This is a genomic window from Streptomyces subrutilus, from assembly GCF_001746425.1.
In the GTDB taxonomy this organism is placed as follows: domain Bacteria; phylum Actinomycetota; class Actinomycetes; order Streptomycetales; family Streptomycetaceae; genus Streptomyces; species Streptomyces subrutilus_A.
This window is the reverse complement of the sequence record NZ_MEHK01000001.1, coordinates 3882600-3903110: the sequence shown is the minus strand read 5'-3', so window position 1 is coordinate 3903110 and position 20511 is coordinate 3882600. Positions and strand designations below refer to the sequence as shown.

The window sequence follows — 20511 nt, the reverse complement described above, 5'->3', positions numbered from 1 at the left end:
TGCGGATCGGCTGTGCGGTGTGTGCCGTGTGTGCGGTGCGGTATGCGCTGAGCGGGCTGAGCGGGCTGAGCGGGCTGCGCTTGTCGGGCAGAGTGGCACGGGCGCGCATCATTGTCAGCGGGCAGTCAGAACGTTCGGTCGGTTCCGGCCATGAAATGGCCAACTCCCTTCCCTCTCCGCGCTCACGCCGTGAGCAGTACGCCCGCGTACGAGACGCCCGCCACGACCACCCAGGCCCCGAGCCCGAGCATCGCGGCCCGCCCGCCGGTGCGGGCCAGGGTCGGCAGGTGTACGGCGCTCCCCAGGCCGAACAGGGCTGCCGCGAGCAGGGCCTCCTGCGCGGTGTGCGCCCATTCCAGCGCCAGGCCGGGCAGGACCCCCGTGGCGCGCAGGGCCGCCGCGGCCAGGAACCCGGCCACGAACAGCGGCACCGGGGCCGGCCGGCGGCCCGAGGCCGTGCGCACCCCGCGCCGCCTGGCCCGTACGGACAAGGCGACGGCGGCGACCAGCGGTGCGAGCAGTGCCACCCGCATCAGCTTGACCAGCACCGCTTCGCCGAGGGCGCTCGGTCCCGCGGTCTGCGCGGTGGCCACGACCTGGCCGACATCGTGGACGCTCGCGCCGACCCACCGGCCGAAGGCGGGGTCGGAGAGCCCCAGAGGCCCTTGCAGGAGGGGGAGCACCGCGATGGCGAGCGTCCCGCACAGGGTCACCAGGGCCACCGAGGAGGCCACGTCCTCCTCGTCGCTCCCCGATACCTCGCTCACCGCACCGATCGCCGAGGCCCCGCAGATCGAGTACCCGGTGGCGACCAACAGGGGCTGGTCGCCGGGGAGTCCGAGGCGCCGACCCAGCCAGAGGGTGCCGAAGAAGGTGGCCGCGACCACCGCGGCGACCATGGCCACGGTCGCCCAGCCGAGCCGGAGGACCTGGTCCAGCCCCAGACCGAGGCCCAGCAGGACGATGCCGATCCGCATCAGCCTCCGCCCCGCCAGGGAGAGGCCGGGACGGGCGGTACCGCGTACGTGGCCCCGCAGGCCGGGAAAGTGCGCCACGGCGATGCCCAGGACCACCGACGCGGTCAGCATGGGGACGGCGGGTAGCAGCCGGTGGACGCACCAGGCCGCCAAGGCGCCGCCCGCAGCCGCCGCCAACCCGGGCCAGGCGGTGGATGTTTCACGTGAAACATGCCGGACCGCCACACCTTGGGGGCGGTGGAGGAGCGCCATCAGTCGACGGGGAGCGTGTAGACGCGACGGATGCTGGTGCCCAGCCTCGCAACGTCGGCTCCGTACACGTGTACCGATATCGCCTTCGTAGGGCAGGAGTTGCGCACCTTGTGGATGTCCCCGGGCGGGGCGAACCCGCAGACCTCGCCCTGTCCGTTGACCACTTCCTCGGTGGCCACGAGCCGGGCCGCGTCCGGCCCGGGCGAGAGCCGGTAGCGGCGCTCGTTCTCCTGGCCCTGGTGCACCCCGGCCACGCACCACGCCACGTGATCGTGGATGCAGGTCTCCTGGCCGGGCAGCCACACCAGCGCCACCACCGAGAAGCTGCCGTCGGACTCGGCGTGCAACACGTGCTGGCGGTACCGTTCCGGGTCGCCTTCCTGCTGCGCCGGCGTCAGCAGGTCGGGTGCACCCAGATGCGGGGCGAGGCGTTCGCCGACCAGGTATGCGGTGAGGTCCGGAGCCAGCCCCCGGTCCACGACCCTGCGGATCTCACTGACGAGGGCGGCCATCCTCATGGTCGTACGGGCCGGCGTGGTGGTGGTCATAAGGGCAGCGTCCTGCTGCCGTTTCATCACGTCCAACGACAGTTGTGACGCGAAATCCCAAACTCTGCTTATGGGTTGGTCAACAGCCGACCCGGTTCGCGGCCGAGCTCTTCAAGGCGTCGAGTACGACCGCCGTCGCCGGGACGCGCAGGTGGTCGCGGTAGACGTAGGCGGCGATGTGGCGGCGGGCAGCGGGCTGGAGCGCCCGCCCGCACACCCGGTTCAGCGACAGGGAGGGCAGCACCAGCGCGGGCATCATGGCCACGCCCAGCCCCTGCCCGACCAGACTCTGGACCACCAGGTTGTCATCGGTGGCGAACCGGATGTCGGGCACGAAGCCCAGCTCGGCGCACTCGTGCAGGAGGTTGGCCCGACAGCGCGGGCAGCCCGCGATCCACTGCTCCTCGGCCAGGTCGGCCAGGTGCACGGCCCGCCGCCGGGCCAGCGGGTGCCCGGTCGGGAGCAGCACCGTCAGCTGGTCCTCCAGCAGCCTGACCTCGGCAACCTCCTCCGGGACCTCCTCGTGCAGCCCGGGATAGGTGAAGGCCAGGGTGATGTCGCACTCCCCGCGCTCCAGCCGGCGCAGCGACTCCGGCGGCTCCCCCTCCAGCAGCTCCACCTGTATGCCGGGGTGCTCCTTGGCCAGCCCGCTCAGGGCCTCGGGGACGAGGGTGACGTTGGCGCTGGGAAAGCCGCAGAGCCGCACGCGCCCCGTGCGCAGGCGCGTGTACGCCCTGAGCTGGGCCTCGGCGGCGGAGAGGCTGCCGAGGATGGTCTCGGCGTGCCGCGACAGGGACTTCCCGGCCTCGGTGAGCTGCATCTTTCTGCCCACGCGGGTGAACAGCGGGGTCCCGACGGCGCGTTCGAGCGCCTTCATCTGCTGGGTGATGGCGGGCTGGGTGTACCCCAACGCGCGGGCGGCCGCCGAGTAGGAGCCGGAGGCGACCACGGTGTGGAACGTCCGTATGTGCCGGGAATCGAACACCCGTGAAGCATAAGCGGACGTTGGGAGGGGCCGTAGGCGGAATCCCGCCTACGGCCCCTCCCAACCGGCCACCGACGCGCGAGGCGCCGCCCGCTACTTGTCGCCGACCCGCGAGCCGAGGGTGATGTCGACCGTCGTCGGCTTGCCGGCGCGCAGGTAGGTCAGCTTCACCGTGTCGCCGGGCTTGTACGTCCAGATCATGCTGATGAGCGTCGGGCCGCTGTCGACCGGCTTGCCGCCGAACTCGGTGATGATGTCGCCGGGCTTGAGACCCGCCTTGCCGGCCGGGCCGTTCGGGTCCACCAGATCGTTGGCGGGCGCGCCCTGCTCGGAGATCTTGGCGCCCTCGGTCTTGGCCTGGAGGTCGACGGAGACCGAGATCACCGGGTAGACCGGCTTGCCCGTCTGGATCAGGGACTCGGCGACGTTCTTCGCCTGGTTGATCGGGATGGCGAAGCCGAGGCCGATCGAACCGGCCTGGCCGCCGCCGAAGCCGCCGTTGCCCGCCGACTGGATCGCGGAGTTGATGCCGATGACGGCGCCGCGCCCGTCGAGGAGGGGGCCGCCGGAGTTGCCCGGGTTGATCGAGGCGTCCGTCTGGAGCGCGCTCATGTACGAGTTCTTGCCACCGGAGCCGTCCCCGGAGGCGACCGGGCGGTTCTTGGCGCTCACGATGCCGGTGGTGACCGTGTTGGACAGGCCGAAGGGGGCGCCGATCGCGATGGTGGCGTCGCCGACCGCGACCTTCTCGGAGTCGCCGAGCGGCAGCGGCTTGAGGCCGGCCGGCGGGCTCTTCAGCTTGAGGACGGCGACGTCATAGCCCTGGGCCCGGCCCACGACCTCGGCGTCGTACTTCTTGCCGTCGGAGAAGGTGGCGGTGAGCTTCCCGCCGTTCGCGGCGGAGGCCACGACGTGGTTGTTGGTGAGGATGTGGCCCTGCTGGTCGTAGACGAACCCGGTGCCGGTGCCGCCGTCGCCGTCCCCGGCCGAGGCCTCGATGGTGACCACGCTCGGCAGCGCGCCCGCGGCGAGGCCCGCGATGGAGCCTGCCTCCCGCTTGAGGTCCTTCGGGGTGTTGCCCGCGCTGATCGTGGTCGAGCCGGTGCCGTCCTGGCTCCGGTCGGCGGCCCAGTAGCCGACGCCGCCGCCGATGCCGCCGGCCAGGAGGGCCGCCACGAGCACGCCCGCGATCAGGCCGCCCTTGCCCTTCCGCTTGGCCGGCGGGGTGCCGTCCGCGCCGAGGGGGGCGCCCCAGGCACCGCCGCCGTGGCCGCCGCCGGCACCGTACGCGGGCACCGTGGGCGGCGGGGGCGGCCAGCCCTCGGCTCCGTGGGCGGCCGGGACGGGGGCGGGGGCTTGCGCGGGGGCCTGGCCGTACGCCGGGGGCTGGCCATAGGCCGGCGCGGGAGCCGCGGCGGGAGCCACGGGCGGAGCCGCCGCCGGGGGCTCCGGTACGGGCGGGATCTGCTGGGTCGGCTCGGTGCCCGGCGCCGCCGTGTGCGGCAGCGGCCGGGTCACCGGCTCGGCAGCGGGGACCGGTCCGGCAGCCTGCGTCTCGGTGGCCGGAGCAGGGGGTGCGGACGGGGCCGCGGGGGGGGTGGGGGCCGCGGTGCCCTCGTTCTCGGTGCTCACAGCGCTCTCTCCTCGTCACACACGGCTGCTGAAATTCTTTGGCGTATCGGGCCGACTGAACGTTCGACGTGCCGTACAAGTTCCTGGGCAAAGCCTTTCCCATGGCCCGTCAGAGCACTGTAAGCCGGACCTGTGCATCTCCTGCCATTCTTTATATCCGGCATTCCGGACGCATCCGCAGGACCCGGCCCCGGCGCCGATGGGCCAGTCGGTGGCACCATGACCCAGTGACCCACGCAACGCCGCGCCCCATCCAGGTCGTCGCCCACCGCGGCGCCTCGGAGGACGCTCCCGAGCACACCCTGGCCGCCTACCGCAAAGCCATCGAGGACGGCGCCGACGCCCTCGAATGCGATGTCCGGCTGACCGCCGACGGGCATCTGGTCCTGGTCCACGACCGCCGGGTGAACCGCACCTCCAACGGCCGGGGCGCCGTCTCCGCCCTGGAGCTGGCCGATCTCGCCGCCCTCGACTTCGGCTCCTGGAAGGACCGCGAGGAGTCCCCGGACTGGGACGCGGACCCCGAGCGCACCTCCGTCCTCACCCTGGAACGGCTGCTGGAGCTGGTCTCCGACGCCGGACGGCCGGTCGCCCTCGCGATCGAGACCAAGCACCCGACCCGCTGGGCCGGACAGGTGGAGGAGCGCCTGCTCTTCCTGCTCAAGCGGTTCGGTCTGGACGCCCCGGCCACCGAGGGGCCACACCCCGTGCGGGTGATGAGCTTCTCCGCCCGCTCGCTGCACCGGGTGCGGGCCTCGGCCCCGACGATCCCCACCGTGTACCTGATGCAGTTCATCTCGCCGCGGATGCGCGACGGCCGGCTGCCCGCCGGAGTGAAGATCGCCGGCCCGGGGATGCGGATCGTGCGCAACCACCCCGGCTACATCCGCAGGCTGCAGGGCGCGGGCCATTCCGTGCACGTCTGGACCGTGAACGACCCCCAAGACGTTCAGCTCTGCGCTGATTTGGGTGTGGAAGCGATCATCACGAACAGACCACGTCAGGTTCTGTCCCAACTGGGGCGCTGACGTCCCCTTTTGCCCACCAACCCCTCCCACCCCGCCGGTAACAGGGTGTGCCCCGGCGCATCCGGTCCGCATCCGCTCGGTCCGAATGCGTCAGAGGGCCCCGCTTCGACGGTTTCCGGTCCAGGCCATTGGGGCATCCAGACCATGCGTGGGGCTAAGGAGGTTCCGGGGGTGGCGTTGGTGGTGGCACAGGAAGTGCCCACGTCGTCGTGCATGGACGTACGCCATGGTCCTGCGGGCGTGGGCGAGGCAAGACACCGGATGCGGGAACAGCTGCGCATCAGCGGGGTGTCCGAATCGGTCGTGGACGATGCCGTACTGATCCTTTCCGAACTGCTCAGCAACGCTTGCCGACACGGCCGGCCACTGGGCGCGCGGGAAGTCGGGGACGGGGAGATACGCGCCGCATGGCGCGTCGACAAGGCGGGGCGGCTGACGGTCGAGGTCACGGACGGAGGCGGACCCACCCGCCCGGTGCCGGCCACGCCATCGGTCACCGCACGGGGCGGCCGCGGGCTGAACATCATCAGCGCGCTGGCCCAGGACTGGGGTGTCCGGGATGGAGCGGCAGGTGAGGTCACCGTCTGGGTGATCGTTGCCTGTGGGACCCGGCACGAGGATTTCGCTACGCGCGTTGCGCCCCCGGCGATCGACTTCAGCACGGCCTTCGACGACCTGGATCCGTGAACCAGGAGCCGAGCCCGGGATCCCTGACCTGGATCCGCCATCAGGATCCGTGACCTGGATCCCCCAACCGGCGAAGAGCAGCACAGCACACAGCAGTACCGGACATCGCATCAGGCGGCCGTCCGGGAGCGCACGCCGACCGTGCTCCCGGCCGCACCCCACCGGTTCCGGCGGTACGAACGGCTAGGCTCGCGCCCAGACACGACGCCGTACCGCCGCAACCGGGAGACACGCACGATGGCCAAGAAGCGCCCCGCAGCCAAGACCGCAAAGCCGCAGCTCAACAACGGTGAAATCCCGGTGGTGGGCGCACGCGAGCCCTGTCCCTGCGGATCCGGGCGGCGCTACAAGGCCTGCCACGGCGCAGCCGCCGCGCACGCCGTCACCGAGCACGTACGGCGGCCCTTCGAGGGCCTGCCGGGCGAGTGCGACTGGGTCGCACTGCGCGAGCTGGTGCCGGCCGCCACCGTTCCGCTGACCCTGAAGGGCGGCCTGCCCGAGGGCGTCCCGTCCGTCACTCTGGTCACCGTGCTCCCCATGGCCTGGCCGGCGCTGCGCCGCGAGGACGGCTCCGTCCTCCTCGGCCTGCAGAACGACTCCTCCAGCGGGGACCTCGGCCGCGACATGGCGGACACCCTCGAGCGGGCGCTCGTGGCGGAGCCGGGTACGCCGGTTCCGGCGCGCCGGGTGCCGGCCGACGGACCGCGACTTCAGGATCTCCTGGACTCCGACGGCGTTTTCGAGCCGGTTGTGCACACCGGCTTCGAATTCTGGATTCCGGAATCGGAGAGCGCCCAGAGCGCTTCCCCGGAGATCGCCGCCTCGCTGGAGCGGGCCAACGCCGCCGCCATTCCCACCGTCAAGCTGACGGGCGTGGACGCGGCCTACTGGTGCGAGACCCCGGACAAGAACCACCTGCGCTGGGTCATGCCGCACCCCGAGGAGAAGCTGCTCGACGCCCTCGCGCGGCTGCACGCGGCCGGCACCTCCTCGCTCGGCGAGGGCACCAAGCTCGTCGGCTCCTTCCGCGCGCACGGCCTCATGGTCCCCGTCTGGGACCTGCCCACCGGGGTCACGGCCGACGACGTCGAGAAGCCCGCGGGGGAGTTCGCGGAACGGCTGGCCACGGCTCTGGCCTCGGACGCCCCGCTGACCACGGAGGAGCGCCGGGCCCGCGGCGGGCTCACCAACCGACAGGTGACCCTCAGCTGACCCGCGCCCTCGCGCGGGGCCGGTGACAGGAGTCACAACTCCCGCTAACCGTCTGCAAATCGGTGTCTGAATATCAGAGATCGAATTTGCGTACAGGCGATCTCTTGTTACCGTTCTTGTAGCCCGGTCGCTGGTGCATCCCCCGTCGCCAGCGACCGGGCCTTCAAAATTCGGCGGTACTCAACCGTCTGCGGGTGCCGGTGAGTTGCTCCCGGACCGCAGGAGCAGCCGCCCTTCATCATCAGGAACTGCAAATTCCGCTACGGCCGAGTAGCTGTCCGGCGCCCCGGCCGAGTCCTCCCTCGGCGTCTCGCACAGTCCCGGCTCGTCGCCCGCGCCGACCGCGCAGAGGATCTGCACCGTCCGCCCGGCCGGCCCCATCACCGTCAGCACGGCATCCAGCGCGCGACCGCTCGTGTTCCGGTAGTAACTCCGGCCCCACGTCTGGCCCTCACCCACCAAGATGCACGTCTGCGCCTCCACGCCGTGGGGCGAGGACAGCTCGGGGCCGCATCGGGAATCCGTACGGGGCTGCTCGATGGGGCCCGGCCGTTCGGGCCCGGCCGCCTGCGGCGTCGGCGCCGCCGCACGCGCGGGGGGCGTGGGAGAGCTCCGTGACGAGTCCGACAGCCCGAGGGTCGAGAACAAGCCGCCGCCTTTTCCGTCATCCGGACCGGCGAATTCCGGTCCGGCGATCGCTCCCGCGAGCGGGAGCGACAAGATGACCAGCACACCGGCGCCGATACCGATCAGGCGGAGATTCATTCGCCGAAGATAGCGATGCGGGAATGGGGCACGGAGGGCCCCGCGCCCAATTCCCTGGGAAACTCGTCCCGCTGGCACCCGTACGAGTGATCCGCACGGCGCCGTCCGCCCGGTGACCAGCCGAACCCGGCAGGTCAGTAGGCGAGCCTGCTGCCGCCGCCCGGTGCGCCGCTGCTCGCCTCGACCAGCGCGTCCACGACCGCCTCCACCTGCGGGAGCCAGAGTTCCGGCGCGCCTCCCGGCCCGGCCGGCTCCGAAGACGGCTCCTTCTCCCACCGGACCCGGCCGCCGCTGGACGCGGCGGAAGGCGGCAGCAGGAGGTAGCCGCCCTCACCGTGGAAGCGCAGGGAGGAGGGCACGTGATCCTTGGCGTAGAGGAGTTCGCCGAGCAGCTCCAGCGAATACGGCGCCACCAGCAGCGACCACCGCGTGGGGGTGGCCACGACCGGCCCGAGCCGCATGCCTTGTGCGTGGAGCCGTACGAGGGCCCCCGCAGCCGCGCCCGCCGGCAGGCTCACCGCACATGGAGCGGTCCCCCCGGTGGCCATCAGGACAGGAGCGGTGGGCCGCTTGGTCCACCACCACGTCACCATCCGGGGGTCCGTGGTGGCCGCGAGCAGCCCCGGATCGAAGGGGTGGGCGCCGGGGACGACACATTCGGGGTCGGGGCAGGCGCAGCGCGAGCCGTCCGTGGCGGACCGGCCGACGCCCGGCAGTACGGGCCACTGCCATTGGGTGGCGCAGGTGAGCGCCGCTTCGAGGAGAGCCGGCGACCTGCCGGTCTGCCGCGGGGTGGGGCGCAGGGATTGAAAGCGATCGCGGAGCCGCTGGAGACGCCTTCCGAGGATCTCGCGCATGAGCGCTCGTTCCTTTCCGTTGAACGCCGAGGGCCACATCACACCATGTAAGCGGTCTATCACCACACGTACAGGTTTCGCGTCACTGTCCGCCATATGCAGATTCATACGGTTCGTGCGCTTTTGTCATGGAACGTAAGTCCGCACCGGCTGCCGCCGCTAAGGACGACGGCCGCCCCAGGTCGGTTCCCGCGCCTTGCGGGGAAGGTCAAACAGAGCATCGCAGCAGTGCCGAGATCGTGGCAGCACAGCGCCGGGGCGGCGCCAACTGGCCCCGGACACTACGGATTACGTACCCGGACCCCTTGTGGAGCCCGTCCAGTCGACCGCAAAAACCGCCTCCTTCCGGCTTTTTCCGGCCAAGTTCTAGCCTTGGCTGGACAGTGAGTTGCCGTCCCACGGACACCAGGATTCCCACCTGGACAATGCTGGACATGCATCCGTGTGTGCGTGTAGATGTGGATTCCTTGATGGCGGCGCAGCACGATCTGGGGGTTTGCGATGCTATATAGCGAATCGCACCAGGTGGAAAGGCGGACGCCATGAGCGCCCCGCATCTGCCGAAAGTGGCTGGAATCGATCCGACGGTTACGCCGCCACCGCACACTGTGACGCCCACGCCCGCCCGGACCACCCCCGCCCCGGCCCCGGCACCCGGCCCGGGCGGTCTCATCCAGGACCGGCTGGCAGGCATGGTCTCGGACCTCACCACCCTCCACGAGCTGACCGAGCGCCTGGCCCGCACCGGGGATCTCGAGTCCTCCCTCCACGAGTTCCTGCGCGCCGGCGCCGCGCTCGTCGGCGCCCGCCGCGGCCTGATCGTCCTGGAGCCCTCCGACGGTCTCGGCCCCACGCACACGATCGGCCTCGGGCTCGGCCACGCCGACCTCGGCCACATCGAGACCGTGCCGCGCAGCGCGACCTCCTACGGCCGCATCCTCGACGGCCTCCCCGACGCCCACGGCGGCTCCGAGGTGCTCCCCGAACCCGGCGAGCCTCCCGGCACCGGAGGCTTCGCTGCCCCCGTCGCCCCCCGCCACCGCGAGGTGGCCGCCCGCCTGGGCTACGCCGCCAGCTACGCGCTCCCGCTGACCGCCGAGGCCACCGGCCGGCTCGGCGCCGCCGCCTGGCTCTACGACGAGCAGGCCGAGCCCAACGACCGCCAGCGCGACCTCGTCGGGCTGTACGTACGGCACGCCGCCGAGCACCTCGCCCGGATGCTGGAGGTCGAGCGCTCCCGTTCGCGCCTGGCCACCGTCACCGAGGAACTGCTGCCCAGCCGCCTCCCCCGCGTCCCCGGGGTCGAGCTCGCCGCCCGCCACCACACCAACCCGCACGGCGGGGGCGACTGGTACGACGCGCTGCCGCTGCCCGAGGGCGCCCTGGGCCTGGCCGTCGGCTCCGTCACCGGCTCGGGGCCCAGCGCCGTCGCCGCGATGGGGCGGCTGCGGGCCTCGCTGCGCGCCTACGCCGTGATGGAGGGCGAGGACCCGGTCGCCGTCCTGTCCGACCTGGAACTGCTGCTGCGCCTCACCGAGCCCGCGCGCTCGGCCACCGCTCTCTTCGCCTACTGCGAGCCCGCGCAGCGGAAGATCATCCTGGCCGGCGCCGGACACGCCCCGCCGCTGCTCATCGGCGAGCGCCGCACCGAGTACGTGGAGACCTCGCTCTCCGCGCCGCTCGGCATGCTGTCCTGCTGGGAGGCGCCGAGCGTGGAGATCGAGCCCGCACCCGGAGAAACGGTGCTGCTGTACACGGACGGGCTGCTGCGCCGTACCGGCGACCCGATGGACCGGGCCTATGCCCGGCTGCACGCGGCGGCCGCCTCGGTCCCCCGTACCGCCCGGGAGGACCCGGCCGACCTCTGCGACCACATCCTGCGGACCGTGCTGCCCGAAGGAGACCCGGCCGATCTCCCCGAGGACATCGTCCTGCTCGCCGCCCGGTTCGAGTGAGCGCCGGCGGTGCGGTGACGGCGACGGTGCGAGCGGTGCGACCGGCGCGACCTGCGCGACCTGCGCGACCAAAACGGTCGTTTGTGCGATAAAGCACACGGGCCCCCGGGTGCTCGCACATACGATGGACAAGGGCCCCACCCCGGTCCGTGCCTGTCGTCGTAGCTGAGGAGAAAGACGTGGCTGACGAGCTCACCCCGGAGACCCCGGAAGAAGAGCAGCCCAAGAAGACGCACAAGCAGCGCAAGAACGCTCTGTACCCGGGCGTCAGCGACGAACTCGCCGAGAGCATGCGCACCGGCTGGGCCGACACCGAGCTGCGCGGGCTGGAGCCCATCGCCCAGGCCTCGCACACCGCCGCCCGCCGCGCCGCGCTGTCCGCGCGCTTCCCCGGCGAGCGCCTCGTCGTCCCCGCCGGCCGCCTGAAGACCCGCTCGAACGACACCGAGTACCCCTTCCGCGCCTCGACCGAGTACGCGTACCTCACCGGTGACCAGACCGAGAACGGCGTCCTGGTCCTGGAGCCCACCGGGGAGACCGGCCACACGGCCACCGTCTACCTGCTGCCGCGCTCCAACCGCGAGAACGGCGAGTTCTGGCTCTCGGGCCAGGGCGAGCTGTGGGTCGGCCGACGCCACTCCCTCACCGAGGCCGAGCAGCTCCTGGGCATCCCGGCCAAGGACGTCCGCGAGCTCGCCGAGGCCCTCACCGAGGCCGAGGGGCCGGTACGCAACGTGCGCGGCCACGACCACGTCATCGAGTCCGCCCTCACCGACAAGGTGACCAAGGAGCGCGACGAGGAGCTGCGCGTCTACCTCTCCGAGGCCCGCGCGGTGAAGGACGACTTCGAGATCGGCGAGCTGCAGAAGGCCGTCGACTCCACCGTCCGCGGCTTCGAGGACGTGGTGAAGGTCCTCGACAAGGCCGAGGCCACCTCCGAGCGCTACATCGAGGGCACCTTCTTCCTGCGGGCCCGCGTCGAGGGCAACGACGTCGGCTACGGCTCCATCTGCGCCGCCGGTCCGCACGCCTGCACCCTGCACTGGGTCCGCAACGACGGCGACGTCCGCTCCGGCGACCTGCTGCTGCTGGACGCCGGTGTGGAGACGCACTCCCTCTACACCGCCGACGTCACGCGCACGCTGCCGATCAACGGCACGTACAGCGACATCCAGCGCAAGATCTACGACGCCGTGTACGAGTCCCAGGAAGCCGGCATCGCCGCGGTCAAGCCGGGAGCCAAGTTCCGCGACTTCCACGACGCCTCCCAGCACGTCCTGGCCGAGAAGCTCGTCGAGTGGGGCCTGCTGGAGGGCCCGGTCGAGCGCGTCCTGGAGCTCGGCCTGCAGCGCCGCTGGACCCTGCACGGCACCGGCCACATGCTCGGCATGGACGTCCACGACTGCGCCGCCGCGCGCACCGAGGCCTACGTCGACGGCACGCTGGAGCCGGGCATGTGCCTCACCGTCGAGCCCGGCCTGTACTTCCAGGCCGACGACCTGACCGTGCCCGAGGAGTACCGCGGCATCGGCGTCCGGATCGAGGACGACATCCTCGTCACCGAGGACGGCAACCGGAACCTGTCGGCAGGGCTGCCCCGCACCTCGGTCGAGGTCGAGGCCTGGATGGCACGCCTCAAGGGCTGACGAGCGGTCTCGGCGCGACAGCGGCGCCACGGTGGGCGGGGTCCCGGCAACGGGCCCCGCCCACCGGTGTCTGCGCGGCCCGTCGTTCCGCCACGGCGCCTCGGTTCTACGACACGCTCAGCAGTGCGCCGTCGCGCCACTTCAGCATCTTGTCGAAAGTCACGACCGCGCCCCGGCCGGGCCGGTTGCGGAAGCGGACGTGGTCGGCGAGCTCCTCGATGAGGTGCATGCCGCGGCCGTGCTCGGCCAGCGAGGGTCTGCGGCGGGTGACCGCCGCCGGCGGGAATCCCGGACCCGAATCGGTCACCTCGATGCGGCAGCAGTCCCCGTCCAGATAGGCCGTGACGTGGTACGCCTCGGTCTCGTCCGGGATCGCGCCGCTCCCGCCGTGCTCCACGGCGTTCGCACACGCCTCGCTGAGCGCCACCGAGAGGTCGTAGGAGATGTCCGGGTCAACCCCCGCGGTCTCCATCGTCCCGAGCAGCAGTCGCCTGGCGAGCGGCACGCTCGCGGCTTCGCGCCTCAAGTGGAGAGACCACCAGATGCTCATACGGTTACCTATTGCCGCCCAGGGGCGACCGTAAGCGCTCAAAGGACTCCGAGAACCCGATTGCCCTCGTTCGGCCGATGCGGCCCTCCCGGGATCCGGTATATGCGGCGGTGGCCGTCGCGGTCCGGCGGCGAAGCTGCCGGGGCAGGTCCCATGACGGACTCATGGGACCTTCCGGACCTGCCGTATGGAGGGCCCAGGGGCAGTGCGATGATGGCCCGGCCATGACTGCCCCCCACGCGACGCACGCCGGAGCCGGCCTCCGGCTCATCCGGGCCGCGGTGTTCACCGCGGTCTGTGTCGTGCTGTCCGCGGCCGGGCACGCCCTGGCGTCCTGTGCCACGGTGCCCTGGTGGTCCCTGTGCCTCGGCTTCCTCGCCGTCTTCGCGGTGGCCGCGCCGCTCGCCGGACGCCGGCGCTCGCTGCCCGGCATCGCGGCCGGGCTGACCGCCGGACAGCTCGCGCTGCACACGGTGTTCGGCCTCGGCCAGCACAGCGCCGCGGCGGCGTCGGCGGCTCGCACCCCGGCCACCGCCGCCGACAGCTCGCTGGCCGAGCTCGCCGCGCGGCTGGTGTGCGGGGGCAACTCCGTACCGCTCAGCCCGGCGGACGCCCGGCAGATCCTGACGGCCGCCGGGCTGGACCCGGCCGCCCTCGCCGCGGAGGCCGCACAGGCCGGGCAGCTCGCCGCGCACGGCCACGAGGCGCACGCCCACGTGGCGCAGGCGGCCACCACGGCGCCCGCGACCGGGCTGTTCAGCCCTGCCATGCTGCTCGGCCACCTGCTGGCCGCGCTGGCCGCCGGCTGGCTCCTCGGCCGCGGCGACGCCGCGCTGTTCCGTCTCGTCGAACTGTCCCGGCTGTCCGCCGAAGCCGACCCGGTACGCCCGTTGCGGGCCGCGCTGGCCTTCGTACGCGCCCTCCGCGCGGGACTCCCGGGCACGCCCGCCGGTATCCCGCGGATCCCGCGGACCGCAGCCGGTCCCGCGGCCGCGACCGGCCGTGAGGCGCTCCAGCACGCCGTGATCAGGCGCGGGCCGCCACCGGCGCTCGCCCTCGCAGCCTGACGCGGCACCCTCCTCCCCGGGACACACACGACGGGACCGGTGCCGCGAACTCCGCGCGCACCCGCGCGGAGCCACCGTCACCCCCGCTTCCGTGGAGTGTTCCTGCCATGAAGACCTCTCGTGTCTCCTTCGCCGCCGCCCTCGCCGCCGGTACCGTCCTCGTGCTGTCCGGTCCCGCCTCGGCGCACGTCGGCGTACAGCCCGGCGAGGCCGCCAAGGGCGGCTACGCGACGATCAACTTCAAGGTCCCCAACGAGCGCGACAACGCCTCGACCACGCAGCTGGAAGTCAACTTCCCGGTCGACCAGCCGCTCACGTCCGTCATGCCGCAGGACGTCCCCGGCTGGACCGTGAAGGTCGAGACCAGCGACCTCGACAAGCCGCTCACCGTGCACGGCAAGCAGATCACCAAGGCCGTCACCAAGGTCACCTGGTCCGGCGGCAAGATCGAGCCCGGCAAGTTCCAGCAGTTCCCGCTCTCCGTGGGCAAGCTGCCCGAGAACGCGGACCAGATGGTCTTCAAGTCCATCCAGACCTACGACAACGGTGAGGTCGTCCGCTGGATCGAGGAGGCCAAGGAAGGCGCCGCGGAGCCGCAGAACCCCGCGCCCGTCCTGAAGCTGACCGCCGCCAAGGGCGCCGATCACCACGACGCCGGTGACAAGAACGCCGACAAGAACGCCGAGGACACCGGGCACGGCCACGACCAGGCCGACGCGAAGCACGGCTCCGACACGACCGCGCGCGCCCTCGGCATCGCCGGCATCGTGATCGGGCTCGGCGGTGTCGCCTTCGGCGTCGCCTCGCGCCGCCGTTCCGCCTGACCGGCCGCGCCCCGTCGCCCTGCCGTTCCCGAACACCCCGTCACATCCCCGATCCCAGGGACATCTCTCCATGCGCACCACACGCGTGACGGTCGCCGCACTCCTCGCGGCGGCCGCACTCACCCTGACCGCCTGCGGCGGCGAAACCGCCAAGCCCGGTTCGGTCACCCAGATCTCCGGTGGCCAGAGCACCACCAAGGCCGCGACCGTGCTGGACCGCCCGTTCACCAAGCCGGAGCTGCTCCTCACCGACACCACGGGCAAGCCGTGGAACCTGCGCGAGCAGACCAAGGGCAAGCCGACGCTCATCTACTTCGGCTACACCCACTGCCCCGACGTGTGCCCGCTGACGATGAGCAACATCGCCGTCGCCAAGAAGGCACTCCCCAAGGCCGACCAGGACAACCTCCAGGTCGTCTTCGTCACCACCGACCCCGAACGGGACACTCCCGACTCCCTCGCCTCGTGGCTCAGGAACCAGGACCCGGCCTTCACCGGACTCACCGGGGACTTCGCCACCATCCAGGCCGCCGCGCGCTCGCTCGGCATCGGCATCGAGGCCCCCAAGAAGGAGGCCAACGGCGACGTCGTCTCCATGCACGGCGCCCAGGTCATCGCGTTCTCGCCCAAGACGGACGAGGGCTACGTCCTCTACGGCGAGGGCACGACCGTCGACGACTACACCAAGGACCTGCCGAAGATCATCAAGGGAGAGAACCCGTGAACGCCCGCACCACCCGCACTCTCGCCGCCGCCCTCTCCCTGACGGCAGCACTCGCCATATCCGGCTGTTCCGGCTCCGAGGACGGGGCGTCCGAGGCCGCGCCGACGGTCAGCGGCGCCTTCATGCCCCAGCCGGTCAACGACAAGATGGCCGGCGCGTTCATGGTCATCAAGAACGACTCCGGGACCGCCGACAAGCTCACCGGCGTCACTTCCCCGCTCTCCGACGATCTGCAGATCCACGAGACGAAGAACCAGAAGATGCAGCAGGTCCCGTCCCTGGACGTGCCCGCCAACGGCGAGCTCAAGCTGGAGCGCGGCGGCGACCACATCATGTTCATGGGGCTCAAGAGCACGCCGACGGTCGGCGACAAGGTCACCATCGAGCTGCGCTTCGAGAAGGCCGGCCCGGTCAAGGTCGAGCTCGATGTGAAGGAACGGACGTACACCGGTCAGGCTCCGACATCCACCGCCGGCAACGGCCACTGACGGACCGAGGAAGCGACTCGCCATGACGGCCACCGCCCCCGCCCCCTCCACGGTGCACTCCCGGACCGCGGCACTGCTGCCGCGCCTCGTGCTGGTCCTCGCGGCCTTGCTGGCGGCCCTGTTCACCGCGGCCTCCCCGGCCTCGGCACACGCCGCACTCACCGCGAGCGACCCCGCGGACGGGGCGGTGGTCGCCACGGCCCCCGCCCAGGTCACGCTCTCCTTCTCGGAGCAGGTCGCCCTGGGCGACGACTCCATCCGCGTGCTCGACCCGCAGGGCAGGCGGGTGGACACCGGCGAACTGCGCGACATGTGCAGCGGGAGCACCATCCGCTACGGCACGGCGCTGCGCCCCGGGCTGCCCAACGGCACGTACACCGTCGCCTGGCAGGCGGTTTCCGCCGACAGCCACCCGATCTCCGGCGCCTTCACCTTCTCCATCGGAGCGCCTTCGGCCACCGATGTCACCCTGCCCGCCGCCCAGGCGGGCGGCGGGCCGGTCGGCATCGCGTACGGGATCGCCCGCTACGCCGCCTACGCCGGCTTCACCGTCCTCGTCGGCGGCGCCGCCTTCATCCTGCTGTGCTGGCGCCGGGGCGCCGCCGAACGGCCGCTCCAGAAGCTCGTCGTTCGTGCCTGGGTGACCCTGACGGCCGCCACCCTCGCCATGCTCGTGCTCCGCGCCCCCTACACCGGGTCCGGAAAGTTCGCCGACCTCTTCGACCTCGAAGGCCTCAAGGACGTCCTGGAGACCAAGACCGGGGCCTCACTGATCTCGCGGTTGCTCCTGCTGGGCGCCGCGGCCCTCTTCATCGCGGTCCTCTTCGGCGTCTACGCACGCCGGCAGGGCGCCGCCGTGACAGCTGAGGACGGCGTGGTGGACACCTCTGCGGAGGACGCGGAGGAGGCCCGGGACGCCGAGGCCCGGGACACCAACGACCTCACCTTCGGCCTGGGCATCGGCGGGGCCGTCGTGTCCGCCGGCATCGCCGCCACCTGGGCCCTGTCCGAGCACGCCGCCACGGGCATCCAGCCCGGCATCGCCATGCCGGCCGACATCCTGCACCTGCTGGCCGTGGCCACCTGGCTCGGCGGGCTGACCGCTCTGCTCGTCGCCCTGTACAAGGTCCCCGGGATCGAGCGGGCGGCCGTCCGGCGCTTCTCCCAGGTCGCCTTCGTCAGCGTCCTGGTGCTCGCGGTCACCGGCGTCTACCAGTCCTGGCGCCAGCTGGGCAGCTGGTCGGCACTGACCGGGACCTCGTACGGGCAGCTTCTGCTCCTGAAGGTCGGCCTGGTCGCCGTCCTCGTCGGCATCGCCTACCTGTCCCGCAAGTGGACCGCACGGCTCGCCGACGCTCCCGCGGACAGCGTCGATGTTTCACGTGAAACAGTCGCCGCGACAGCCGATGTTTCACGTGAAACAGCCGTCGCCGCAGTCGATGTTTCACGTGAAACAGAGCCGGCCGCCGTGCCCGCCGACCCCCGGCGCGCCGCCCAGCTCGCCCGGCAGCGCGCCGCGCTCGAGAGCGCCCGCGAGAAGCGGGTCCGCGACGCCGATCCGGACCGTGCGGGCCTGCGCCGCTCCGTCCTCGCCGAGGCGGGTGTCGCCGTGGCACTGCTCGCCGTCACCACGGTGCTCACGAGCACCGAGCCCGGTCGCACCGTAGAGCAGGAGGCATCCCGGGGCTCCACCGCGACGGCGGTTCCGGACCGCGCCGTGAAGATCACCCTGCCCTTCGACACCGGCGGCCGGGACGGCAAGGGGAACGTCCGGCTCGAGCTCGACCCGGGCCGGGTCGGCGCCAACACCCTTCATCTGTGGGCCGACTCCGCAGCGGGCACGCCCCTCGACCTCCCCGAGGTCAAGGTGTCCTTCACCCTCCCGGCGAAGGACATCGGCCCCCTGCCCCTCCTGCCCGAACGCGCCGCGCCGGGGCACTGGACGGCGTCCGGTGTGCAGCTGCCGCTCGCCGGCGAATGGCGCATCGACGTGACCGTCCGCACGTCCGACATCGACCAGACGACCGTCCACAAGACCGTGAAGATCGGCTGACCAGCGTGACCGAGAGCAACACCGACATCGAGATCTCCCGCCGCCGGCTGCTGGGCACCGTCGGCGCCGCAGGGGCCGCCGGGCTCGCGCTGGGCGCCGCCGGTGGCGCGTTCGGGCAGTCCGCGTTCGCCGGCTCGGGGAGCGGTTCCGCCTCCGGGGCCGCGGGCAGCCTGTCCTCCCTCGGCGCCACCCAGGTCGCCTTCCACGGCGACCACCAGGCGGGCATCACCACGCCCCTGCAGTCCAAGGGGCACCTCGTCGCCTTCGACCTCGCCGCGGGGGCGGGCCGCACGGAGGCCGCCGCGCTGCTGCGGCGCTGGTCCGAGACCGCCCGACGACTGATGGCCGGGGAGACGGCCCCGACCGACGACACCGGCGTCGCACTCGACGCCGGACCGTCCTCCCTGACGGTCACCTTCGGCTTCGGCCACTCCTTCTTCGAGCGCACGGGCCTCACCGCCCGCCGCCCCGCCGCCCTGGACCCGCTGCCGGACTTCTCCTCGGACAACCTCGACGCCCAGCGCAGCAACGGCGACCTGTGGGTGCAGATCGGCGCCAACGACGGGCTCGTCGCGTTCCACGCCCTGCGCGCCCTCCAGAAGGACGCGGGGCAGGCGGCCCGCGTCCGCTGGCAGATGAACGGGTTCAACCGCTCGCCCGGCGCCACCGCCGCCCCGATGACCGCCCGCAATCTCATGGGCCAGATCGACGGAACGGGCAATCCGAAGCCTTCCGAGCCCGACTTCGACAAGCGGATCTTCGTGCCCGCCGCCGGCCCCGGGCCCGCCGAGCACGCCTGGATGGCGGGCGGCTCGTACGCCGTCGTCCGGCGCATCCGGATGCTCCTCGACGCGTGGGACGCGCAGCCCCTCGCTCGGCAGGAGCAGGTGATCGGCCGTACCAAGGCCACCGGCGCCCCGCTGACCGGCGGCGGCGAGACCACCGAGATGGCACTCGACAAGATCGGAGTCGACGGCAAGCCGGTCATCGCGGCCAACGCCCATGCCCGGATCTCCGCACCCGAGCAGAACGGCGGAGCCGCCATGCTGCGGCGCCCCTTCTCCTTCCACGACGGGATCGGCCCGGACGGTGCGCCCGACGCGGGACTCCTCTTCGTGTGCTGGCAGGCCGATCCGCTGCGCGGGTTCGTCCCCGTCCAGCGCAAGCTCGACCGCGGTGACGCGCTGTCGGCCTTCATCCGGCACGAGTCCAGCGGCCTCTACGCGGTTCCGGCCGGTCCCCGCACCGGCGAGTACGTGGGGCAGCGGCTGCTCGAAGGGTGAACAGCACCCCGGCGGGCGGCACCCCGGCATTAGGCTGACCGCATGTCGGCCACCCGCTTCACGTATCTCGGACCCGAGGGCACTTTCACCGAAGCAGCCCTGCGCACACTGCCGGAAGCAGATACCCGGGAGCTCGTCCCCATGGTGTCGGTCCCGGCCGCCCTGGACGCCGTGCGCAACGGCGAGGCGGCTGCCGCCCTGGTGCCGATCGAGAACTCGGTCGAGGGCGGGGTCACCGCCACCCTCGACGAACTGGCCTCCGGCGAACCGCTGATGATCTACCGGGAGGTGCTGCTGCCGATCGCCTTCGCGCTGCTGGTGCGCCCCGGTACCTCGCTGTCGGACGTCAAGACGGTCACCGGGCACCCGGTCGCCCAGCCCCAGGTGCGGAACTGGCTGCGGGCGAACCTGCCCGACGCGGTGTGGGAGTCGGCCGCCTCGAACGCCGACGGCGCCCGGCTGGTCCAGGAGGGCCGTTTCGACGCGGCCTTCGCCGGCGAGTTCGCCGCCGCCACCTACGGGCTCGTCCCGCTGGTCACCGAGATCCACGACGCCGAGAACGCCGAGACCCGCTTCGTCCTCGTCGGCCGTCCCGCCCGGCCCGCCGCTCCGACGGGCGCCGACAAGACCTCCGTGGTGCTGTGGCTCGGCGACGACCACCCCGGTGCGCTGCTGGAGCTCCTCCAGGAGTTCGCCGTGCGGGGGGTCAACCTGATGCTGATCCAGTCCCGGCCGACGGGGGAGGGCATCGGCAACTACTGCTTCGCGGTCGACGCCGAGGGGCACATCTCCGACCGCCGCGTCAGCGAGGCCCTCATGGGCCTCAAGCGCACCTGTCCCCAGGTCCGGTTCCTCGGGTCCTACCCGCGGGCGGGCGTCGCTCAGGGTGACGTCCGCGCGCCGAGGCCCGGAACCTCCGATGGCGACTTCACCGCCGCCTCCGACTGGCTGACGCGCTGCCTGGACGGCCGGGCCTGA

Annotated in this window: 18 protein-coding genes and 1 pseudogene; 12 read left to right on the top strand and 7 right to left on the bottom strand. The window is 72.1% G+C overall.

Annotated features, from left to right (window positions below; translation table 11 throughout):
* Positions 1 to 182: 182 nt before the first annotated feature.
* The 4 genes from BGK67_RS18535 to BGK67_RS18520 all read right to left on the bottom strand — a co-directional run bounded on the left by BGK67_RS18535 (position 183) and on the right by BGK67_RS18520 (position 4394).
* The gene (locus BGK67_RS18535; RefSeq protein WP_069921138.1) at positions 183 to 1229 is read right to left on the bottom strand and encodes a YeiH family protein; all 1047 of its coding nucleotides are present in this window, start codon (positions 1227 to 1229) and stop codon (positions 183 to 185) included.
* On the bottom strand, positions 1229 to 1777 hold the full coding sequence (locus BGK67_RS18530) for a cysteine dioxygenase family protein (protein WP_069921137.1): 549 nt from the start codon (positions 1775 to 1777) through the stop codon (positions 1229 to 1231). Before BGK67_RS18530 ends, BGK67_RS18535 begins: the two co-directional genes overlap by 1 nt.
* 79 nt (positions 1778 to 1856) lie before the next feature.
* Positions 1857 to 2762 (bottom strand): LysR family transcriptional regulator, encoded by a 906-nt coding sequence (locus BGK67_RS18525; RefSeq protein ID WP_069921136.1) that lies wholly within the window; start codon positions 2760 to 2762, stop codon positions 1857 to 1859.
* A 93-nt stretch (positions 2763 to 2855) separates the two neighbouring features.
* Positions 2856 to 4394: a S1C family serine protease gene (locus BGK67_RS18520; protein ID WP_069921135.1), complete on the bottom strand. Its 1539-nt coding sequence runs from the start codon at positions 4392 to 4394 to the stop codon at positions 2856 to 2858.
* Positions 4395 to 4621: 227 nt separating this feature from the next.
* Here BGK67_RS18520 and BGK67_RS18515 point away from each other — a divergent pair, with 227 nt between their 5' ends.
* The 3 genes and pseudogenes from BGK67_RS18515 (at position 4622) to BGK67_RS18505 (ending at position 7321) form a co-directional block, all read left to right on the top strand.
* A complete protein-coding gene (locus BGK67_RS18515) occupies positions 4622 to 5422 on the top strand; it encodes a glycerophosphodiester phosphodiesterase (protein ID WP_069921134.1) in 801 nt (266 codons plus the stop codon).
* 85 nt (positions 5423 to 5507) lie between these two features.
* Positions 5508 to 6109: pseudogene (locus BGK67_RS18510) on the top strand (ATP-binding protein).
* 237 nt (positions 6110 to 6346) lie between these two features.
* Entirely contained in the window at positions 6347 to 7321 is a 975-nt protein-coding gene (locus BGK67_RS18505) for a DUF5926 family protein (protein ID WP_069921132.1), read from the top strand.
* Between the two features lie 180 nt (positions 7322 to 7501).
* Here the strand turns inward: BGK67_RS18505 and BGK67_RS18500 are convergent, their stop codons facing one another.
* Together BGK67_RS18500 and BGK67_RS18495 are read right to left on the bottom strand one after the other, a co-directional pair.
* Positions 7502 to 8086 carry a hypothetical protein gene (locus BGK67_RS18500; protein WP_069921131.1) on the bottom strand — a complete coding sequence of 195 codons (585 nt, stop codon included), beginning with the start codon at positions 8084 to 8086 and terminating at the stop codon, positions 7502 to 7504.
* A gap of 134 nt (positions 8087 to 8220) precedes the next feature.
* Entirely contained in the window at positions 8221 to 8943 is a 723-nt protein-coding gene (locus BGK67_RS18495; RefSeq protein ID WP_069921130.1) for a bifunctional DNA primase/polymerase, read from the bottom strand.
* 542 nt (positions 8944 to 9485) lie between these two features.
* On the opposite strand from BGK67_RS18495, the gene BGK67_RS18490 reads away from it, so the two are divergent.
* Both BGK67_RS18490 and BGK67_RS18485 read left to right on the top strand, forming a co-directional pair.
* Positions 9486 to 10898 carry a PP2C family protein-serine/threonine phosphatase gene (locus BGK67_RS18490; RefSeq protein WP_167739581.1) on the top strand — a complete coding sequence of 471 codons (1413 nt, stop codon included), beginning with the start codon at positions 9486 to 9488 and terminating at the stop codon, positions 10896 to 10898.
* Positions 10899 to 11077: 179 nt separating this feature from the next.
* Complete coding sequence (locus BGK67_RS18485) at positions 11078 to 12544, top strand: aminopeptidase P family protein (protein ID WP_069921128.1); 1467 nt, start codon at positions 11078 to 11080, stop codon at positions 12542 to 12544.
* A gap of 106 nt (positions 12545 to 12650) precedes the next feature.
* Here BGK67_RS18485 and BGK67_RS18480 read toward each other — a convergent pair whose 3' ends face one another.
* Positions 12651 to 13094 (bottom strand): ATP-binding protein, encoded by a 444-nt coding sequence (locus BGK67_RS18480; protein WP_069921127.1) that lies wholly within the window; start codon positions 13092 to 13094, stop codon positions 12651 to 12653.
* Between the two features lie 224 nt (positions 13095 to 13318).
* Between BGK67_RS18480 and BGK67_RS18475 the strand changes: the two genes are divergently transcribed.
* From BGK67_RS18475 to pheA, 7 genes are all read left to right on the top strand, one after another.
* Positions 13319 to 14161: a hypothetical protein gene (locus BGK67_RS18475; RefSeq protein WP_069921126.1), complete on the top strand. Its 843-nt coding sequence runs from the start codon at positions 13319 to 13321 to the stop codon at positions 14159 to 14161.
* A 107-nt stretch (positions 14162 to 14268) separates the two neighbouring features.
* A complete protein-coding gene (locus tag BGK67_RS18470; protein ID WP_069921125.1) occupies positions 14269 to 14985 on the top strand; it encodes a YcnI family copper-binding membrane protein in 717 nt (238 codons plus the stop codon).
* Positions 14986 to 15055: 70 nt separating this feature from the next.
* The gene (locus BGK67_RS18465; RefSeq protein WP_069921124.1) at positions 15056 to 15709 is read left to right on the top strand and encodes an SCO family protein; all 654 of its coding nucleotides are present in this window, start codon (positions 15056 to 15058) and stop codon (positions 15707 to 15709) included.
* Positions 15706 to 16197, top strand: a complete 492-nt coding sequence (locus tag BGK67_RS18460; RefSeq protein ID WP_069921123.1) for a copper chaperone PCu(A)C — start codon at positions 15706 to 15708, stop codon at positions 16195 to 16197. The genes BGK67_RS18465 and BGK67_RS18460 overlap by 4 nt, the downstream gene beginning before the upstream one ends.
* A gap of 22 nt (positions 16198 to 16219) precedes the next feature.
* A complete protein-coding gene (locus BGK67_RS18455; RefSeq protein WP_069921122.1) occupies positions 16220 to 18250 on the top strand; it encodes a copper resistance CopC/CopD family protein in 2031 nt (676 codons plus the stop codon).
* Positions 18175 to 19533 carry an iron uptake transporter deferrochelatase/peroxidase subunit gene (gene efeB, locus BGK67_RS18450; protein WP_079154262.1) on the top strand — a complete coding sequence of 453 codons (1359 nt, stop codon included), beginning with the start codon at positions 18175 to 18177 and terminating at the stop codon, positions 19531 to 19533. Before BGK67_RS18455 ends, efeB begins: the two co-directional genes overlap by 76 nt.
* Positions 19534 to 19575: 42 nt before the next feature.
* Complete coding sequence (pheA, locus tag BGK67_RS18445) at positions 19576 to 20511, top strand: prephenate dehydratase (protein WP_069921120.1); 936 nt, start codon at positions 19576 to 19578, stop codon at positions 20509 to 20511.

What these genes read in the sequence shown, in the direction of transcription:
- BGK67_RS18535 (WP_069921138.1), bottom strand. Translation starts at nt 1,229, where the DNA reads ATGGCGCTCCTCCACCGCCCCCAAGGTGTGGCGGTCCGGCATGTTTCA.
- BGK67_RS18530 (WP_069921137.1), bottom strand. Translation starts at nt 1,777, where the DNA reads ATGACCACCACCACGCCGGCCCGTACGACCATGAGGATGGCCGCCCTC.
- BGK67_RS18505 (WP_069921132.1), top strand. Translation starts at nt 6,347, where the DNA reads ATGGCCAAGAAGCGCCCCGCAGCCAAGACCGCAAAGCCGCAGCTCAAC.
- BGK67_RS18500 (WP_069921131.1), bottom strand. Translation starts at nt 8,086, where the DNA reads ATGAATCTCCGCCTGATCGGTATCGGCGCCGGTGTGCTGGTCATCTTG.
- BGK67_RS18495 (WP_069921130.1), bottom strand. Translation starts at nt 8,943, where the DNA reads ATGCGCGAGATCCTCGGAAGGCGTCTCCAGCGGCTCCGCGATCGCTTT.
- BGK67_RS18490 (WP_167739581.1), top strand. Translation starts at nt 9,486, where the DNA reads ATGAGCGCCCCGCATCTGCCGAAAGTGGCTGGAATCGATCCGACGGTT.
- BGK67_RS18480 (WP_069921127.1), bottom strand. Translation starts at nt 13,094, where the DNA reads ATGAGCATCTGGTGGTCTCTCCACTTGAGGCGCGAAGCCGCGAGCGTG.
- BGK67_RS18475 (WP_069921126.1), top strand. Translation starts at nt 13,319, where the DNA reads ATGACTGCCCCCCACGCGACGCACGCCGGAGCCGGCCTCCGGCTCATC.
- BGK67_RS18470 (WP_069921125.1), top strand. Translation starts at nt 14,269, where the DNA reads ATGAAGACCTCTCGTGTCTCCTTCGCCGCCGCCCTCGCCGCCGGTACC.
- BGK67_RS18465 (WP_069921124.1), top strand. Translation starts at nt 15,056, where the DNA reads ATGCGCACCACACGCGTGACGGTCGCCGCACTCCTCGCGGCGGCCGCA.
- BGK67_RS18455 (WP_069921122.1), top strand. Translation starts at nt 16,220, where the DNA reads ATGACGGCCACCGCCCCCGCCCCCTCCACGGTGCACTCCCGGACCGCG.
- efeB (WP_079154262.1), top strand. Translation starts at nt 18,175, where the DNA reads ATGGCGCATCGACGTGACCGTCCGCACGTCCGACATCGACCAGACGAC.
- pheA (WP_069921120.1), top strand. Translation starts at nt 19,576, where the DNA reads ATGTCGGCCACCCGCTTCACGTATCTCGGACCCGAGGGCACTTTCACC.